This window comes from Halorubrum aidingense JCM 13560 (genome assembly GCF_000336995.1).
Lineage (GTDB): Archaea > Halobacteriota > Halobacteria > Halobacteriales > Haloferacaceae > Halorubrum > Halorubrum aidingense.
Genome location: NZ_AOJI01000014.1, coordinates 60,655 through 76,719, shown reverse-complemented (window position 1 = coordinate 76,719; position 16,065 = coordinate 60,655). Strand labels below are relative to the sequence as shown.

12 protein-coding genes and 1 tRNA gene are annotated in these 16,065 nt (G+C 64.8%); 5 read left to right on the top strand and 8 right to left on the bottom strand.

The window, feature by feature from the left end:
• Positions 1–192 precede the first annotated feature (192 nt).
• The 5 genes from C461_RS02865 to C461_RS02850 form a co-directional block, all read right to left on the bottom strand.
• Positions 193–264, bottom strand: a tRNA-Ala gene (locus C461_RS02865).
• A gap of 101 nt (positions 265–365) precedes the next feature.
• The gene (locus C461_RS02860; protein WP_007998485.1) at positions 366–932 is read right to left on the bottom strand and encodes an SRPBCC family protein; all 567 of its coding nucleotides are present in this window, start codon (positions 930–932) and stop codon (positions 366–368) included.
• A 42-nt stretch (positions 933–974) separates the two neighbouring features.
• Complete coding sequence (gltB, locus tag C461_RS02855) at positions 975–5,657, bottom strand: glutamate synthase large subunit (RefSeq protein WP_007998484.1); 4,683 nt, start codon at positions 5,655–5,657, stop codon at positions 975–977.
• 346 nt (positions 5,658–6,003) lie between these two features.
• Entirely contained in the window at positions 6,004–6,171 is a 168-nt protein-coding gene (locus C461_RS15755) for an HEWD family protein (RefSeq protein WP_007998483.1), read from the bottom strand.
• Positions 6,172–6,232: 61 nt separating this feature from the next.
• Positions 6,233–7,387 (bottom strand): PGF-CTERM sorting domain-containing protein, encoded by a 1,155-nt coding sequence (locus C461_RS02850; RefSeq protein WP_080506239.1) that lies wholly within the window; start codon positions 7,385–7,387, stop codon positions 6,233–6,235.
• Between C461_RS02850 and C461_RS16025 the strand changes: the two genes are divergently transcribed.
• A complete protein-coding gene (locus tag C461_RS16025; RefSeq protein WP_239639081.1) occupies positions 7,368–7,688 on the top strand; it encodes a hypothetical protein in 321 nt (106 codons plus the stop codon). The two genes, C461_RS02850 and C461_RS16025, sit on opposite strands and share 20 nt — an antisense overlap.
• Before the next feature lie 1,957 nt (positions 7,689–9,645).
• On the opposite strand, the gene C461_RS02845 is transcribed toward C461_RS16025, so the two are convergent.
• Positions 9,646–10,314: a DUF6517 family protein gene (locus tag C461_RS02845; protein ID WP_007998481.1), complete on the bottom strand. Its 669-nt coding sequence runs from the start codon at positions 10,312–10,314 to the stop codon at positions 9,646–9,648.
• Between the two features lie 241 nt (positions 10,315–10,555).
• Here C461_RS02845 and C461_RS02840 point away from each other — a divergent pair, with 241 nt between their 5' ends.
• Complete coding sequence (locus tag C461_RS02840) at positions 10,556–11,296, top strand: hypothetical protein (RefSeq protein ID WP_007998479.1); 741 nt, start codon at positions 10,556–10,558, stop codon at positions 11,294–11,296.
• A 107-nt stretch (positions 11,297–11,403) separates the two neighbouring features.
• On the opposite strand, the gene C461_RS02835 is transcribed toward C461_RS02840, so the two are convergent.
• Both C461_RS02835 and C461_RS02830 read right to left on the bottom strand, forming a co-directional pair.
• Positions 11,404–11,997 carry a DUF7097 family protein gene (locus C461_RS02835; protein ID WP_007998477.1) on the bottom strand — a complete coding sequence of 198 codons (594 nt, stop codon included), beginning with the start codon at positions 11,995–11,997 and terminating at the stop codon, positions 11,404–11,406.
• 137 nt (positions 11,998–12,134) lie between these two features.
• Positions 12,135–13,481: an alkaline phosphatase family protein gene (locus C461_RS02830; protein WP_007998475.1), complete on the bottom strand. Its 1,347-nt coding sequence runs from the start codon at positions 13,479–13,481 to the stop codon at positions 12,135–12,137.
• 220 nt (positions 13,482–13,701) lie between these two features.
• On the opposite strand from C461_RS02830, the gene C461_RS02825 reads away from it, so the two are divergent.
• The 3 genes from C461_RS02825 (at position 13,702) to C461_RS02815 (ending at position 16,023) form a co-directional block, all read left to right on the top strand.
• Positions 13,702–14,727: a PhzF family phenazine biosynthesis protein gene (locus C461_RS02825; RefSeq protein WP_007998473.1), complete on the top strand. Its 1,026-nt coding sequence runs from the start codon at positions 13,702–13,704 to the stop codon at positions 14,725–14,727.
• Between the two features lie 79 nt (positions 14,728–14,806).
• Positions 14,807–15,001, top strand: a complete 195-nt coding sequence (locus C461_RS02820) for a DUF7333 family protein (protein WP_007998470.1) — start codon at positions 14,807–14,809, stop codon at positions 14,999–15,001.
• 71 nt (positions 15,002–15,072) lie between these two features.
• Positions 15,073–16,023 (top strand): calcium/sodium antiporter, encoded by a 951-nt coding sequence (locus tag C461_RS02815; RefSeq protein WP_007998469.1) that lies wholly within the window; start codon positions 15,073–15,075, stop codon positions 16,021–16,023.
• The last annotated feature ends 42 nt before the right edge of the window (positions 16,024–16,065 follow it).

Here is a 16,065-nt window from a genome sequence, read left to right as displayed (position 1 = left end):
AATTCAAAACACGAGTGAGCTGATCGCTCGCGAGCGTGTTTCTACTACGCTTTTAAGAACGACCGACGCGACTGATGAATCGGAATGGACTGGCGGAGGTCCTGTGAGTGAGGCATACGGGACTACGCGAGGGAACGAACGGGACTACGCGAGGAAACGAACGGGACTACGCGAAGAAACGAACGGAGTGAGTGGACTCGCGGGGATTTGAACCCCGGGCCTTCCCCGTGCCAGGGGGATGATCTACCACTGATCTACGAGCCCTCGTAGGCATCCGATCGTTCCCGGTTGGATATCTTAAGGCCTTCGACTCGCTGACGGCGAGGGGACCACTCACACGCACGGGTCCGAACGGCGATCGCCGCTCAGATCCGCTCGGAGTCGACGGCCACGTCGAGGTCGACCTCGCGGTTCGATCCCTCCAAATCGCGGACGGCGCGCTGGACGACCCGCTCGGCCTCGCCCCTGATGAGCGGGACCGCCTTTTTAACTACCCAGTCGAACGAGACGAGCCGCGGCAGGTCGAGCGCGTCCGAACTGGCCGATCCCGGGTCGAACTCGACTTCGAGCGCGACCTCGCAGGGTCGGCGGTCGGTGTCGGCAGGGGCTGCGTCGGTAGAAGCGGCGTCGTCGCCCGACGGATCGGTCCCGGGCGTCACCCGCCAACAGCCGCCGGCGTCGATATCCTTCGTGATCTCCCAGTCGATCCGCTCGGGCGGCTCGACGTCGGTCACGAGCGAGTGCGCCGTGTAAGTTATCTTCCACCACGCGAAGGTGAGCGCGTACCGAGTACCGGGGCCGCCGTCGCCCGACATCGTTCGCACCTCGCGGAGGTACTTCGAGTAGCGCGCGTAGCCGGGGAAATCGAGGAGGAATTCGTACACCTCCTCCGGGTCGGCGTACACCTCCGTGCTCACGACGAGTTCGTCCACGCACGAGGGTTCGGGCGGCGTGTAATAAACCGTCCGGCGGAGTCAGTCGTCGCCGGAGACCTGCCCGGTCGCGTCGGCCGCGGATCCGGGGACGGCCTCGGCGGCCGCCGGCGGCTCGTCGCGCACGTCGGCGCCTTTGCCCGCGGCGATGACGTCCGCGTAGGCGTCGGGGAAGACGCGCACGAAGTCGTCGATCGCCGCCTGCCAGTCGTCGAGCAGTTCGGCCGCGCGGTCGCTGTCCGTGTACGCGCGGTGATTCTCGACGAGGCGCCGGAGCATCCGTTCGTCGGCGTCCTCGATCGTGGAGGAGATGGACACCATCCCGCGGTTCACCCGCTCCGCGAGTCGGTCGTCGGGGTCGTACACGTAGGCTATCCCGCCGGACATCCCGGCCGCGAAGTTGCGGCCCGTGTCGCCGAGCACCGCGACGACGCCGCCGGTCATGTACTCACAGCCGTGGTCACCGACGCCCTCGACGACGGCTTTCACGCCGGAGTTGCGGACGCCGAACCGCTCGCCGGCGACCCCGTTGACGTACAGCTCACCGCTCGTCGCGCCGTACAGACAGACGTTGCCGGCGACGACGTTCTCGGCGGGGTCGTAGCCCGCCTCCGCCGGCGTGTTGATGACGAGACGGCCGCCGGAGAGCCCCTTGCCGACGTAGTCGTTGGCGGCGCCGTCGAGTTCGAGCGTGATCCCGGGCGCGAGGAACGCGCCGAAGCTCTGGCCGGCGTAGCCGTCGAACCGACAGGTGACGGTGTCGTCGGGGAGCCCGTCGCCCCCGTGCGCGGAGACGACGCGGTTCGAGAGCGTGGCGCCGATGGCGCGGTCGACGTTATCGACGTCACGGGTGAGCGCGACGGGAGCGCCGTCCTCGATGGCCGGGCTCGCCTCCTCGATGAGGTCCCAATCGAGCAGTTCGTCGATTCCGGGATGCGTCTGCGCGCGGGCCTTCGTGCGAGCGTCGCCCGCGGGCTCGGCGACGACCGCCGACAGGTCGAGGTGTTTCGCCTTCTCGTGGTCCGTCTCGCGCTGGGTCAAGAGCTCGGGCCGACCGATGAACTCCTCGAGGTCGGTGTAACCGAGCTCGGCCATGAGCTCGCGGAGCTCCTGGGCGATGAACGTCATGTAGTTGATGACGTGGTCCGGCTGGCCGGGGAACCGGTTGCGGAGGTCCTCGCGCTGGGTCGCGACGCCGACCGGACAGGTGTTCTCGTGGCACTGCCGGGCCATCACGCAGCCGGAGGTGACGAGCGACGCCGTTCCGAACACGTACTCCTCGGCGCCGAGCGCGGCGGCGACCGCGACGTCGCGGCCGGTCTTCAGGCCGCCGTCCGCGGTGACGCGGATGCGGTCCCGGAGGCCGGTCGCGCGGAGCATCTGATTCGTCTCGGCGAGGCCGAGCTCCCACGGAAGCCCCGCGTTCTTGATCGACGTCTTCGGCGACGCCCCGGTCCCGCCGTCGTGTCCGGAGACGTGGACGACGTCGGCGTTCGCCTTCGCGACGCCGGCGGCGATGGTGCCGATTCCGGCCTCGGAGACGAGCTTCACGTTGACGTCGGCGTCGGGGCTCGCGGCCTTCAAGTCGAAGATCAGCTGTTTGAGGTCCTCGATCGAGTAGATGTCGTGTTGCGGGGGCGGCGAGATGAGCCCGACGCCGGGGGTGGAACACCGGACGTGCGCGATCATTTCGTTGACCTTCTCGCCGGGAAGGTGGCCGCCCTCGCCGGGCTTCGATCCCTGCGCCATCTTGATCTGTAGCTCCTCCGCCTTCGCGAGGTACTCGGACGTGACGCCGAAGCGGCCGGAAGCGACCTGCTTGACGTTACACTCCTTCTCGGTGTCGAACCGCTCGGGCGGCTCGCCGCCCTCGCCGGTGTTCGACTTCGCGCCGAGCCGGTTCATCGCGATGGCGTTGTTCTCGTGGGCCTCGGGCGAGAGGCTACCGAGGCTCATCGCGGCCGTCGAGAAGCGCTTCACGATCGACTCGATCGATTCGACCTCCTCGACCGGGACGGGGTCGCGGTCGGACTCGAACTCGAGGAGCCCGCGCAGCGACTGCAGGGTCTCGGACTGGTCGTTCACTAACTCGGCGAACTCCTGGTACTGCTCGTAGTCTCCGCCGCGGACCGCCTGCTGGAGCGTCCCGACGGTCTGCGGGTTCCAGCCGTGTTTCACCCCCGACGAGCGGTGTTCGTACTCGCCGATCGTCTCCAGTTCGGGATCGGCGCCGAACGCCATCGCGTGGCGCGTCCGGAGGTCGTCTTCGATCTGCTCGGCGCCGATCCCCTCGGTTCGGATCTCGGTGCCTTCGAAGTACTCGGCGACGAACGCCGAGTCGAGCCCGACCGCCTCGAAGATCTGCGCGCCCTGGTACGATTCCATCGTCGAGATGCCCATCTTCGCCATCGTCTTGAGGAGGCCGTCCTCCAGCGCGTGGCGGTAGGCCGCGAGCGCCTCGCTCTCGTCGGCCCCGTCTGGACCGGCGACGACGTCGGCGATCGAGGCGTACGCGAGGTACGGATCGACCGCGTCGGCGCCGTATCCGACGAGCGTCGCGAGGTGGTGTACCTCATGCGGCTCGCCCGACTCGACGACGAGTCCCGCGCGGTTGCGAAGCCCGTTGCGGACGAGGTGGTGGTGGACCGCGCCCGTCGCGAGCAGGCTCGGCACCGCGAGCCGGTCAGAACCGATCGCGCGGTCGGACAACACGACGACGTCGGCGCCCGCCCGGATCGCCGCCGCGGCGTCCTCGCGGATCCGGCTTACGGCGTCGACGAGCGACCCGTCTCGGTGATACGTCGTGTCGACGGTCCGCGTCGAAAAGGAGGGGCCGGGCTCGCCGGATTCCGCGTTCTCGATCGGCTCGCCGTCGAACGCCTTCAGCGCGACCGTCTCGGCGTCGGTGAGTACCGGCGAGTCCGAGACGAGCTGCTCGGCGTGCTCGGGCGTCTCGTCGAGTAGGTTCCGCTGGTTGCCGATCCGGGTCTCGAGCGACGTGACGAGCTCCTCGCGGATGTAGTCGATCGGCGGGTTCGACACCTGCGCGAACAGCTGCTTGAAGTAGGTGAAGAGCGGTCGGTCGACGTCGGCGAGCACCGACAGTGGGGTGTCGTCGCCCATCGATCCGACCGGGTCTTTCCCGTCTTTCGCCATCGGTTCGACGAGGTGGTTCAGCGAGTCCGTGGTGTAGCCGAACGCGGCCTGGTGGGCGCGGACGGTCGGCGCCTCGGAGTCGTCGTCTTCGGAATCAGTTTCGATCGAATCGACCCCGGCGGCGACGTCGTCCTCTTCGACGACGTCGTCGAGATCCACCTGACCGTCGGCCACCCACTCGCCGTACGTGTCGTCGGTGAGTTCGTCGAACACCTCGTCGTCCGGGACGATGCGCCCCTGCTCGGGGTCCGCGACGAAGATCTCGCCCGGCTGAAGCCGACCCCGGCGCGTCACGTTCGAGGGGTCGGTCGGCAGGGCGCCGACCTCGCTGCCGACGACGAGGCGGTTGTCGTCGGTCACCTCGTAGCGACACGGTCGGAGCCCGTTGCGGTCAAGGACGCCGGCGACGCGGTCGCCGTCGAACCCGATGACGAGCGCGGGACCGTCCCACGGCTCCACGAGTGAGGCGTGGTAGTCGTAGAAGTCCGCGCGGGCCTGGTCCATGAGGTCGTCGTTGCGGAACGCCTCGGGGATCAGCATGCGGAGGATATGCGAGAGGTCTCGGCCCGTCTGCAAGAGCAGCTCGACGGCGTTGTCGACGCTCGCGGTGTCCGACTGGTTCGGGTCGTCGATCACCGGCTTGATCGTGTCGAGCTCCGCGCCGAACGCCGGGTGCTCCAGATCGTTCTTGCGTGCCCGCATCCAGTTGACGTTGCCGCGGATCGTGTTGAACTCGCCGTTGTGGACGATGTTACGGTACGGGTGCGCGAGGTGCCACGCGCCGAGCGTGTTCGTCGAGAACCGCGCGTGGACCAAGGCGACGTGGCTCGCGAACCGTTCGTCGGTGAGGTCCGGGTAGTACTCGCCGAGCTGCGAGCCCTTCAACAGCCCCTTGTACACGACGCGCTGGCGGTCGAGCGAACAGACGTAAAACCGGCCCGCGCCGTCGACGTCGGCGGTCGTGTTCTCGATCTCGCGGCGGGCGGCGTACAGCGCGCGGTCGAAGCCGAGTATCTCGGGGTCGACGTCGTCCGGTCGCGTCTCGGCGCTGGTGAACCGCTCGGCGAGTCCGGCGCCCTCGACGGGCGCCGCGAACAACTGCGCGACCTCGGGCTCCGAATCGAGCGCGGTCTCGCCGAGATCGGCGTTGTCGGTCGGGACGGAGCGCCAGGCGAGCACCTCCAGTCCGTACACCGAGAACACCTCGGCGATGACGTCGTGGATCTCCGCTTGGACGCTCGGTTCGGTCGGCATGAACACCGAGCCGACGGCGTACTCCTCGGGGAGGTCGGCGTCGACGACCTCGCGGAAGAACTCGTCCGGACGCGCGACCATGATCCCGGCACCGTCGCCGGTGTTCTCTTCGGCACCGGTCGTGCCTCGGTGTTCGAGGTTCTCGAGCAGTCGCACGGCGTCAGTCACCGTGTCGTGCGTCGGGTCGCCGTCGAGGTCGACGATGCCGCCGATCCCGCAGTTCGATCGCTCGTCGGTTACCGCCGCCAGCCCCTCACCGCGGCCCGCGGGGTCCGCCTCGTCCGCCCCCCGGGTGTCACTACGTGGCTTGGTCATACCCGTACCTGCAGATGATCAGTTAAAGGTATAACCCTGATACGGGTAGGATCAATCGTACACACATTAGGGAATATAAGGTAATTATTCATCAGGGGTGTGTACCCCATCCATCGGTGACCGTCCGATCACAAGCATTTCAGAATTCAAAACAGATCTATCGAAGTATCCAACACAAGCACAGATACCCGAGCGAGAGACGCCACTCGATTGAATATCTTCGACTAGACTAGAACGTGATATGTATCGGGATTCGGGTTGGGATTTTTATAACCGTTGTCACGATCGGCCACGGGCGATCGCGAGTGGACCGTCGACGCGAACCCCCCACGACCGTCCCGACGAATCACTCGCTCACTGGGTTGTACGAGCCGTTGATGTCCCACTCGTGGATGCAGTAGGCGTTGCCGGGGTCGCCGACGATCCGCCAGCCGCAGCCGTCGTCGTCCCACCCTTCTTGCCGGCCGCACAGCTCGCAGGCTCGCTCCCGCGGCGGGTTGATTGTGGCGCTCATACGCACCCGAAGGAGACGGCCTAGGAAAAGGATACCGCCGGAGCAGATCGCGCGACGACGGCTAGGGCCGACGACGCGCGAGCAGGCTCGCCATCGCGATCGCCAGCAGCGTCGCGACGGGGCCGAATCCGGGCACGTCGTAGGCGGTCGAGCGGATCGGCGCGTTCTCGTAATCGGGCGTTTCAGAGTCTCCACCGGCGTCGGTGTCGATGTCGGCGTCGGCGTCGGTGTCGGCGGATTCGTCGGCTCCGCCCGTCGAGCTCGATTCGGTGGACCACTCGGACGCGGTTCCGTTCAACACCGCGTTCGGATGGTCTCGGTACGGGGCGCGGAGGTCCGCGACGGCGCTGACGCCTGCGGGTCGACCGGCGACCGCCGCGCCGGCGTCCGCGTCGAGCGGCACGACGTCGAAACCCCTCGCTCCCGCCGCGACGTGCCGTCCATCGATACCGGCCGTACCATCGGTCACCGCGGTCTTCGGCTCCCCGTCGCCGGTGTCGTTATTCGGGTCTTCGGGCGCCTCCTCATCGCCTCCGACGGCCCCGCTCTCGCCGGCCGTCGCGCCGCCACCTCCGGTTCCACCGCTCGCGCCTCCGGCCGCACTCCCGCCGCCACCACCGCCACCACCGCCACCACCGCCAGACGGAGCGCCGTCACCGACGCCCCCCGCAGAATCGTCCTCGGTCAGATCGCGCTCGGCGTCGGGCTCGACGTACGTGAGGTCGGTGGTGACGGCGTGATCCGTTCCGGACTCGGCGGCCCGCTGTAGTCGATCGTCGTCCACGCGGAACGTGGCCGTGTACGCGTCGCCGTCTGCGGGCGGCTCGTCGGTCGCGAGCGCGTCGGCACCGGTGGCGACGAGGTACAGTCCCGTCTCGTCCATGTGCACCGTCGCGTTGTCAGGGACCGATCCGACGGTACTGTCGTCGGTCTCGGCGTCGAGTTCGGACGCCGTGGCTTCGTCGGTCGTCGTCGCGTTCGGCCGGACCCCGAACGCGAGTCCGTCGAAGCGGCCGAGGTCGGTGCCCGTGTCGAGCGCGGCGTCTCGCGCGGTCGGCAACCCCGAGAGCCCGGATGCGTTGACCGCGTAGACGACCGTCTGCTCGTCGGTCACGGTCGTCGACGGCGAGAGGGTCCCACCGTCGATGGCGGTGCGAACCTCGGCCGCGGTTCCGAGGGCATCGGGGTCGAGCGCGGTGGTCGTGTACGCGCTCACGTCGTCCGTCGAGCGCCCCTCGAAGGTGACCGTCGCGTTGTCCGCAGTCGTGACGGTCCCGTGTGTGGATCGAACGGCAAGGTCGTACGTCTCCGGCGGCAAGGTCCCGCCCGGCGTCGACGTCTCGACCGACGCGACCGTCGCGTTCGGCCCGGTCGTCACGAGGTCAGCGCCGAGTGACGAGTTCCCGGCCGCATACGTGTTGAACCCGATCGGGACTGTGCCGTCGCTCGTCGTTTCGAGTGTGATCGTTGCCGCCGTTGATTGGTTTTCTGGATTTGAGAGAACAAGAGTGGATTGACGAATGTTCTGAGATAGTCGGAAATCAGACACACCACCAATTGCTGACGAAGATTCTGATCTTATTCTTATGTTTTTATCATCAGCACCATAGATCTCAAATCCGGGAGATAATGGAGAAGTTCCATTTGATAGAAAGTAGGATCCACCGGTCATTTTTGTAGTATTAAAATAAGTCAGATTACCACCGTCAGTAGGATGACCCACAGCAGAGACGATCGATTGATTGTTCTTGGCTTTGTGCAACTCTATAAAATCACGTTCTGTATCATCTGTTTCAAAAACAATTTCTTCTCCAGAGTAGACACGCTTATCAAACTCAGCAGGGTCAAAAGTAGTTGCATTTTTGTTAGGTGTGTTTAGAGTAGAACTTTCTTCGTTTATTATAACATATCCTTGATCAGATACGCCATTTCTGATAAACTTCTTTTCTAAATCTACATTAGGGAGTAGAGATGTAGAATTCAGACTAACGGTCTCACCATTATTTTCTCCCTCAGCTAGCCGTGTCGTAGCTACAAATCGATTACTCTGCCAAATGGATGTCTGTTGATCGATGTTTTCTCCAAGGTTTATAGTAATATTGTCATTTTCTCCTGTTAGAACTTTTGAATGGCCGATTGAATTATTAAAAACGATCTGGCCAGAGGTTGTGACCGGATGTAAAGAGATTACGAATGGTGTACTATCATCTTGTCTATCTTGGAGTTTTGCACTACTGACGGTGATATCCTCAGAGACGCTAGAGTTGTACTCTAAATTCTCAAAATTAATTGAACTCTGTAATATATGTGCCTCATCATTCGCAATTGTAGAATTATATACAGACTCTGGGACCGAATCACCACTATCTAATCTATTTTCTTGGATTCTCTCTGTAGGAACAACGTAGACGTCAATTTCACCACCAAGAATTTCAGTTTTCATAGCGATTTCCCGAGGAGGATTTGACACATATGACTCAACACCGACAATAATTGGATCTTCATCTCCTCTAGTGATTACAATAGTCGAGTTTACATTTGATGTGAAATTATTAATTCCAACAGCAGGTCTGGATGGCAGATCCGATGAGAGTTGGCTAGAACCTGTTGCCTGGTGTGGTACCTCGATCGTAGCTCCAATTATCTTGAGCGGATCTGATTCAAGAATATTGTCGTGCTTTTTTATTTGACTATACTTGTATTCAGAATCTGTATTTACAGCACCAATGCGATACTGTGCTGTAGAAGGTGCCTTTGCACCATTTGTATCAATACCTTGGAACTCAATTCTGTTTACCAAGATATCTTCTGAGGTATTGTTTTGATGTATGTTTACTTGAAAAACGGGCCCATTCGTGCTATTATCTGTAGATATTTGAGTAACAGCACCGTTTGTCATCGAAGTAGATGTAATTTCTGCAGAAGATGCTGAAATGTTATTTTGTTCTAAGTCAGAAAGGTCAACATACACTGTTATATTATCATCTACGTCATTATTACCGCTGGCTTGAATCCTAATACCAGATATATTGTAATTTCTCTCACCCGGCTGGATATTCTCTGATTCACCTGTCTGATTCAAAAAGTATGGTCCATCAGTATCAGTCTCTGCTGAAACAAGATCAAACCCAATACCAGTTGCAAAGAGAATGAGAAAACCAAACAAAAGAACCATCGCCGGTCGAGCGGAGCCTAATCCTATCCGAATCATTGTGAGCGGCCGCAATTGCGAGAGCCATAGCTACGACGGCCACGGATACCGAGGTGAGACCGCAAACCGTTCCACGTGACCGAGTTCTCGCGTTACGGGATACTCCAACTCGGGGTGATCGGTTATAAATGGGTTACGAAAGTAAAAGCTTCTCGACACGGAAACGAACCCGCTGACTCGACGGCCGATTCGGGAGTTAACGAGGCGTATTATATGTTATCTGACAGAGATCAAAATACCGACCTCAAAAGGCGACTCCGGCGTTAGTGCTCGACCTGTTCCATCAGGGAGAGCACGTCGTCGCGGGCGTCGACCGAGACGGGGTGGACGCCGACGAGGGCGATTACGTCGTCGCCGTGCTGAATCGTTGCGAGGTACAGGTACACGGGCACATCTTCGACCGTTTCGCCGTCTCCGGACTCTCCGCCGATCTCGGCGTCGATCGTCGTCTCGAGCACCGACACCTCGGTCTCTTCACCGAGGATGGTCCGCGTCTCCGATCCGCGGGACTCGATGTCGTCCGCGTCGATCTCGGTGCCGTCGCCACCGACGCCTTGGTTTTCGACCTGCTCTAAGAGCCGGCGGATCAGCTCCACGTCGTCCGCCCGAACGAGCGGGTTGACCGACTGGCCGCCCGCGGACGCGTCCGGCGTACTCGCGACGAAGAGCGCGGAGCCGTTCTCGCGGTTCTCGTACCCCGCCACCCACGTCGTCGCCGATACCTGGGCGTTCACGCCCGCGACGTCGAACTCCTGTTCGAGGGTGAACGCCTCGGGCTCCTCGCCCTCGTACCCGGCCTCCGACGCGGCGTCGGCCGGAATCCGCGCCGGTTCCGCGTCGAACTCGTAGCTCCCGTCCTCGGCGCCGGCGCACCCGGCGACGGCGACGGACGTTCCTGCGGCGACCGCCGCGAGCAGTTCACGTCTGTGCATGGTTGAGGTAGACCGACTGGGAGGGTTAAACGTGTCGGGCCAACTGATCTCCCCTGATAATCAGGTGTCTGCCCCGTCGTGCGCGCTGCGCGCTGCGCGTGGTCCTCGGAAATACGACGCCGCTTCGTGGGAAATACGACGCCGCTTCGTGGGTGCACGGAACGACCGGCCGAAGGCACAAAGTTCACGTCACGTCGGCCGCGACGTGAGCCAAATGGAACGCCGAGGACAAACCGGGCTGGTGGAAGCGCTCCTCCTTGACGTCGTCCGTCTCCACGAGACGTGGATGGAGGTCGTCTTCCCCAGACAGCTCGATCCGAGCGCGGTGTTAGGCAAGTGGAAACCCGAAACGGGGGTCCAGACGGTCGGCTACTACCTCTGGGCGGTGCTCGGTGCGCCGCTCGTCGCGATCGCGTACCCGCTCCTGCTCGTCGGGTTCGCTACGCGGTTCTACGCAGCGAAACTCGACTCCGCGGTCGCTCGCTTCGGCGTCCTCGGCGCCGTGCTGGTCGCCACCGTCGTCTGGGGGTCGCTCACGGTCGTCGCGCACTTCCAACTCCCGACGGACGTCATGCTCGGTATCGGCCTCGCCAGCGTGGTCGCCATCGCCTCCGCGGGGCTCGCAGCCGGGTTCTCGAAGGTCGGCGGGCGGTTCGTCAGCGTCCTGTTCGCGTACCCGTTCGCGATGACCGCCATCTTTCTGCCGCCGGTGGTCGCCGCCGTTCTCACGCCGGAAATCGGCGAGATCATCCTCCCGCCGAGCTACGACCTCGCTCGCTGGATCCTCGATACGTTCCTTGCGGTCGGCGGGGTCAACGAGACCCTTCGCGGCGCGTTCGACCTGGAGACGTTCGGCGAGCAGTGGGGGCTCACCGGACTCGGCTACCTCCTGATGTGGGTGGGGATCTCCGTGCCGCTCGGGTGGTTCCTCGGGATCCTCGTCTCGCTGGCGGACCTCATCCGCCCGAAACCCGACGCCTGACCTCGTCGACCGCTGACGCGGCGACGGAGCGTCTTCCCGACGACGGACCGCCTTCCCGACGACGAACTGTCCTCTCGACGAACCGGTACGCGCTCAGAAAGGGGGTCTCACTCCGATGTATTGTCCCCGTAGCGCTCGCGTGCCGTCTCGAAGGCGGATTCGGACTGCTCTTTGCTCCGTCGCGATTCCCGTTCAGCGATCGCCTCGGGGTCGGGACTCGCGTCGTCGTCGATCCGGGCGACCGAGTTGTGGACCTTCGCGTGACACCAGCGACACAGTGCGACGGTGATCTCGTGCGGGCCGGCGTCGGTGGCGTCGTCGGCGTCGCCGATGCGGTCGGCGTCGCCGAGGCGGCCGGCGTCGTCGGCGTCACCGGTGTCACGACTACCGTACGAGAGGTGGTGTTCCTCCACCAGCGGCCGCTCGGACTCGTGTGCCAGCCGGACCTCGTCGAGTCCGCACCGGCGACACGCCCGGCGGTCGGTCGTCGATCGGTACTGCGGGCAGGCGCGCCACGCGCCGTCGGCGCCGACGTGACACGCGTACCCGTCGGCTCGCCGGTCCGCTGTGAACGCGGGGTCGTCGCCCGAGCGCGTCAGCGCGAACCGACACCGACCGTCGTCGGTGAGGTGGTCGCAGACGCCGGCGACCGCGTACGGGTCGTCGACGCCGACGGGGGACCCGTCCGGCGTGCGTTTCATGCGAGTAGCTACGGGAGCACGCACTTCAATCCGTCTGCGGTGGAGAATTGCGACGAGACCGGCGGCCTGCCGGCGGACGATCCCGAAGAGCCGTCGGCGAGTCGGCGGCGAGTCGGCGGCGAGTCGGCGGCGAGTCGTTAGATGAGGCTCGCTCCGTCGAGGTCGGTGCGCCCGTACTCGACGTCGAGGAGCCGCAGGATGGTGGGCGCGACGTCGAGGAGGTCGGCGTCTTCGACGTTCGCGTCGGGATGGTCGACGAACAGCGCGGCGTCCTCGAACGTGTGCATCCCTGTTCGCGGACCGTTCGGGTCGAAAATCTCGTCGTGGGGGCGGAACCCCGACTTGAGGTCGAACCCCTCGTTCGGGATGACGACGAGGTCGGGTGCGATCTCGTCGTGATCGCCGCGGAACACCGTCTCGCGCTCGACCACGCGCTTCGCGACCGGCTTCCCGTCCGGCCCCTCCCACGCTTCGAGCGCCTCGTGTAGCTCGGCGCGGACGGTCTCGTACTCGGACTCGGGAACGACGCCGTCGGGCTCGCGGCCCTCCACGTTCAGGTAGAACCGTCCCGGAACGAGCGAGTACGCCCGCGTGTCGTCGTCGATGTCGGCCAGGGCACCGTGGTCGTCGTCCTCGTACGAGAGCCACCCCTCCGATTCGAGCCACTCGTTGCAGTAGACGTCGTAGCGGAGTCGAGCGAACCCGTGAGTGGAGCCGACGACGAGCGTGACGTCGTCGGGGAGCGCGTCGCGGATGGCACCGATGTGCGCGTCGAGCGCGGCGTGGAACGAGAGCATGTCCTCGCGGTACGTCCCCTGTTCTTCGTAGTCGCCCCACAGGAAGTGGTTGATGCGGTCGGGCGCGGTGAAGACGCCGACGAAGAGGTCCCAGTCGTCGCGCGCGACGTACCGCGAGAACGCGGCCGCCCGGGCGTCGAGCGTTTCTCGGGCGTGTTCGATGAACTCCGTCTTGTCCGCCTTGTGGCCGAGTTTGGCGTTGACCGACAGCGTGTAGTCGCTCTCGGTGAGGTACTGGCGGAGCTCCTCGGGATGTGCGGCCTTGTCGACGTCGGGCGAGAGGTAACCGGACACCATGCGCTGGATGGTCCGCTGCGGCGGGAACGTGACGGGAACGTTCATCACGGTCGCGTCGAGCTTCGCCTCGGTGGCGCGCTCCCACACCCGCGTCGCCTGGACGTCGCGCCCCATCGGAACGTACGTGTCGTACGAACCGATCTCGCGGTCCTGAAAGCCGTACACGCCGGTCTCGCCCGGATTAACGCCACTCGTCAGCACCGGCCAGCACGCGCTCGACTCGGGCGGAACGATGCTGTCTATCCGTCCGCCGTCGCCGGCGTCAGCGATCGCCGACAGCGTCGGAAACGTGTCCGGGTTGTCGGCGACGAGACTGTGGGGAAGACCGTCGATCCCGATGAACGCCACCCGCGGAGTGTCGTTCCCTCGCAGCCGGTCGAAGAGGCCCATACGGGTACATCCAGCGTGGAGGGCAAAAGAGTTGACATCGGTCCGACCTCGACTGCACCGACGGAACCGGTGGCACCGACGACGACGGCGGTACGACGACGACGGCAGTACGGCGACGACGGCGGCACGACAACGACGACGACGACAGTACGACGACGATGCACCGGTCGCACTGGCTCCCCCTCGGGACGCTTTTGAGGCCGGGCGGACAGTGGACGGCATGGAAACCCGACGGACCCTTCTCGTCGACGCCTTCACGGACGAACCGCTGGCCGGCAACGTCGCCGGCGTCGTCCCGGACGCGACCGGGCTGAGCGACGGTCAGATGCGACGGATCGCCGCGGAGTTGGGCGCCTCGGAGACCGCGTTCGTGTTCGACGCCGAATCGGCCGGAGACGGCGCCGACGAGCGGATCCGGTATTTCACTCCGACGACCGAGGTCGACCTCTGTGGACACGCGACGATCGCGACCTACGCCGCCCTGCACGAGGAGGACGCGATCGACGCCGGCGATCGGACCCTTCGAACGAACGTCGGCGAGTTGTCGATCACCGTCGACGACGACGGCGACGGGACCGTCTGGATGCGACAGCGCCCGCCGACGGTCGATACGGTGGACGCGGCGGCTGCAGTGGACGCGGTGAGCGACGGACCCGAGGACCGCCCGCCCCTCGACGCCGATCGCCTCGGCGACGCGCTCGGGATCGATCCGGCCGCCCTCCGCGACATCGGCGCAGACCTCCCCGTCGCCGTCGCCTCCACGGGGCTCCCGTGGCTCGTCGTTCCCGTGAACTTCCTCGAACGGCTTGGGGAAGCGGAGCCGGACATGGCCGCGGTCGAGGCCATCTCCGAGGCGTACGGGGTCGCGGGTATCTACGCGTTCACCTTCGACACCCTCGACGCCGAGTCGACGCTCCACGGCCGGGCGTTCGCCCCTGCGGTCGGCGTCGCCGAGGACCCCGTGACGGGGACCGCGAGCGGCGCGGTCGGCGGGTATCTCCGCGCAGTCGGCGCATTCGACGGTGATCTCCCCGAGACGATGCGGTTCGAGCAGGGACATTACGTGGACAGACCGGGACACGTCAGAGTCCGGGTCGGCGGCGAGACCGGGGCCGATGACGACTCCGTGGCCATCGGCGGCCGTGCGGTCGTTTCGCTCGACGGCGATCTGCGTGTTCCCGACGGCGGAAGCGGTGACGGCGGAGACAGCAGTGAGGGCGGCGAGGACGGGATCATCGAGGCCTGAGTGATCGGCGGACCGCTCGGTCACCTCCGGGGACTGCCGCCGGCCGAACCCTTAGGTTCGATCGGACCGTACCGCGCGTATGGAGTTCAACCTCCCAGTCGCGGCCGGACTGCTCGTGTTGCTCGTCGGTATCGGCGCCGGCGGTCTGATCGGCGGCGGAATGATGACCTTACAGACGACGCTGATGATGGTCGTGCCGTCGATGCTCGTCTTCGGCGCCATCGCGTTCGTCCTCGGGATGAAACACGGTGAATTCCGGGCGACTCGGGTCTGAATCGCGCGACGCGGAGCCAATTCCGATCGGAACCACGACGCTTTTTAAAACGCCGCCGTCAATCGAGAGCCGTGCTACTCGGGTCGCCGCTGACCGAACTCCTGCTGCTCGCCGGAGGCGCGGCCCTCCTCTACGTGGGTGCCGAGCTCCTCGTACAGGGCGCCAGCGACCTCGCGCTCGCGGTCGGTTTGAAGGCGTCGACGGTCGGCGTCACCGTCGTCGCCTTCGCGACGACCGCCCCGGAGCTGTTCGTCTCGGTCGTGGGCGCGGTCACGGTGTCGACGGACATCGGACTCGGCGCCATCGTCGGCTCGAACATCGCGAACATCGGGCTGGTGCTCGGCGTCGCCGCGCTGATCCGGCCGCTCGACATCTCCGATACCGTGCTCAAACAACACGTCCCGTTCATGATTCTCGCGGCGCTGCTGCTCGTCGGGCTCGGCTGGAACGGCGTGATCGGGCTCGTCGAGGGGCTCGTGCTGCTCGGGACGCTCGTGGCGTTCACGATCGCGATCATGCGCCGGGTCCGCCGGACCCAGTCCGGGATCACCGACGCCCAGCGCGAGACGATGCCGGAAGCGAGACCTCGCGACGCGGGCGCGGTCGTCGGCGGCATCGCCGCGCTCGTGCTCGGCTCGCGCTGGCTCGTCAACGGCGGCGAGTCGCTGCTCGCGGCTGCCGGCTTCTCGGACATCTTCATCGGGCTCACGGTGCTGGCGCTCGGCACGTCGCTGCCGGAACTGGCCGCCAGCGTCGTCGCCGCCGTCCGCGGCGAGACCGACTTCAGTATCGGGAACGTCGTGGGCTCGAACATCTACAACATCCTCGGCGTCATCGGCATCGTCGCGGTCATCACCCCTATCAGAGTGAGTCCAGGCGTTCGCGGCTTCGAGTTTCCCGCGCTCGTCGCGTTCACGTTCGTGCTCGTCGCGATGATGTACCGCGGCGACCGCCTCTCGCGGCTCGACGGCGGCGTTCTCGTCGTCGGGTACGGGCTCTTCATCGTCCTTCTCCTCCCGTAGTCGACGCCCGGTTCGCCTCCCCCTTCCGGTCCACCTCCCTCT

Bases quoted from the DNA above. Each gene is read 5' to 3' on its own strand.
- C461_RS02835 (WP_007998477.1), bottom strand. From the start codon at position 11,997: ATGAAACGCACGCCGGACGGGTCCCCCGTCGGCGTCGACGACCCGTAC.
- C461_RS02820 (WP_007998470.1), top strand. From the start codon at position 14,807: ATGGAGTTCAACCTCCCAGTCGCGGCCGGACTGCTCGTGTTGCTCGTC.
- C461_RS15755 (WP_007998483.1), bottom strand. From the start codon at position 6,171: ATGAGCGCCACAATCAACCCGCCGCGGGAGCGAGCCTGCGAGCTGTGC.
- gltB (WP_007998484.1), bottom strand. From the start codon at position 5,657: ATGACCAAGCCACGTAGTGACACCCGGGGGGCGGACGAGGCGGACCCC.
- C461_RS02830 (WP_007998475.1), bottom strand. From the start codon at position 13,481: ATGGGCCTCTTCGACCGGCTGCGAGGGAACGACACTCCGCGGGTGGCG.
- C461_RS02825 (WP_007998473.1), top strand. From the start codon at position 13,702: ATGGAAACCCGACGGACCCTTCTCGTCGACGCCTTCACGGACGAACCG.
- C461_RS02845 (WP_007998481.1), bottom strand. From the start codon at position 10,314: ATGCACAGACGTGAACTGCTCGCGGCGGTCGCCGCAGGAACGTCCGTC.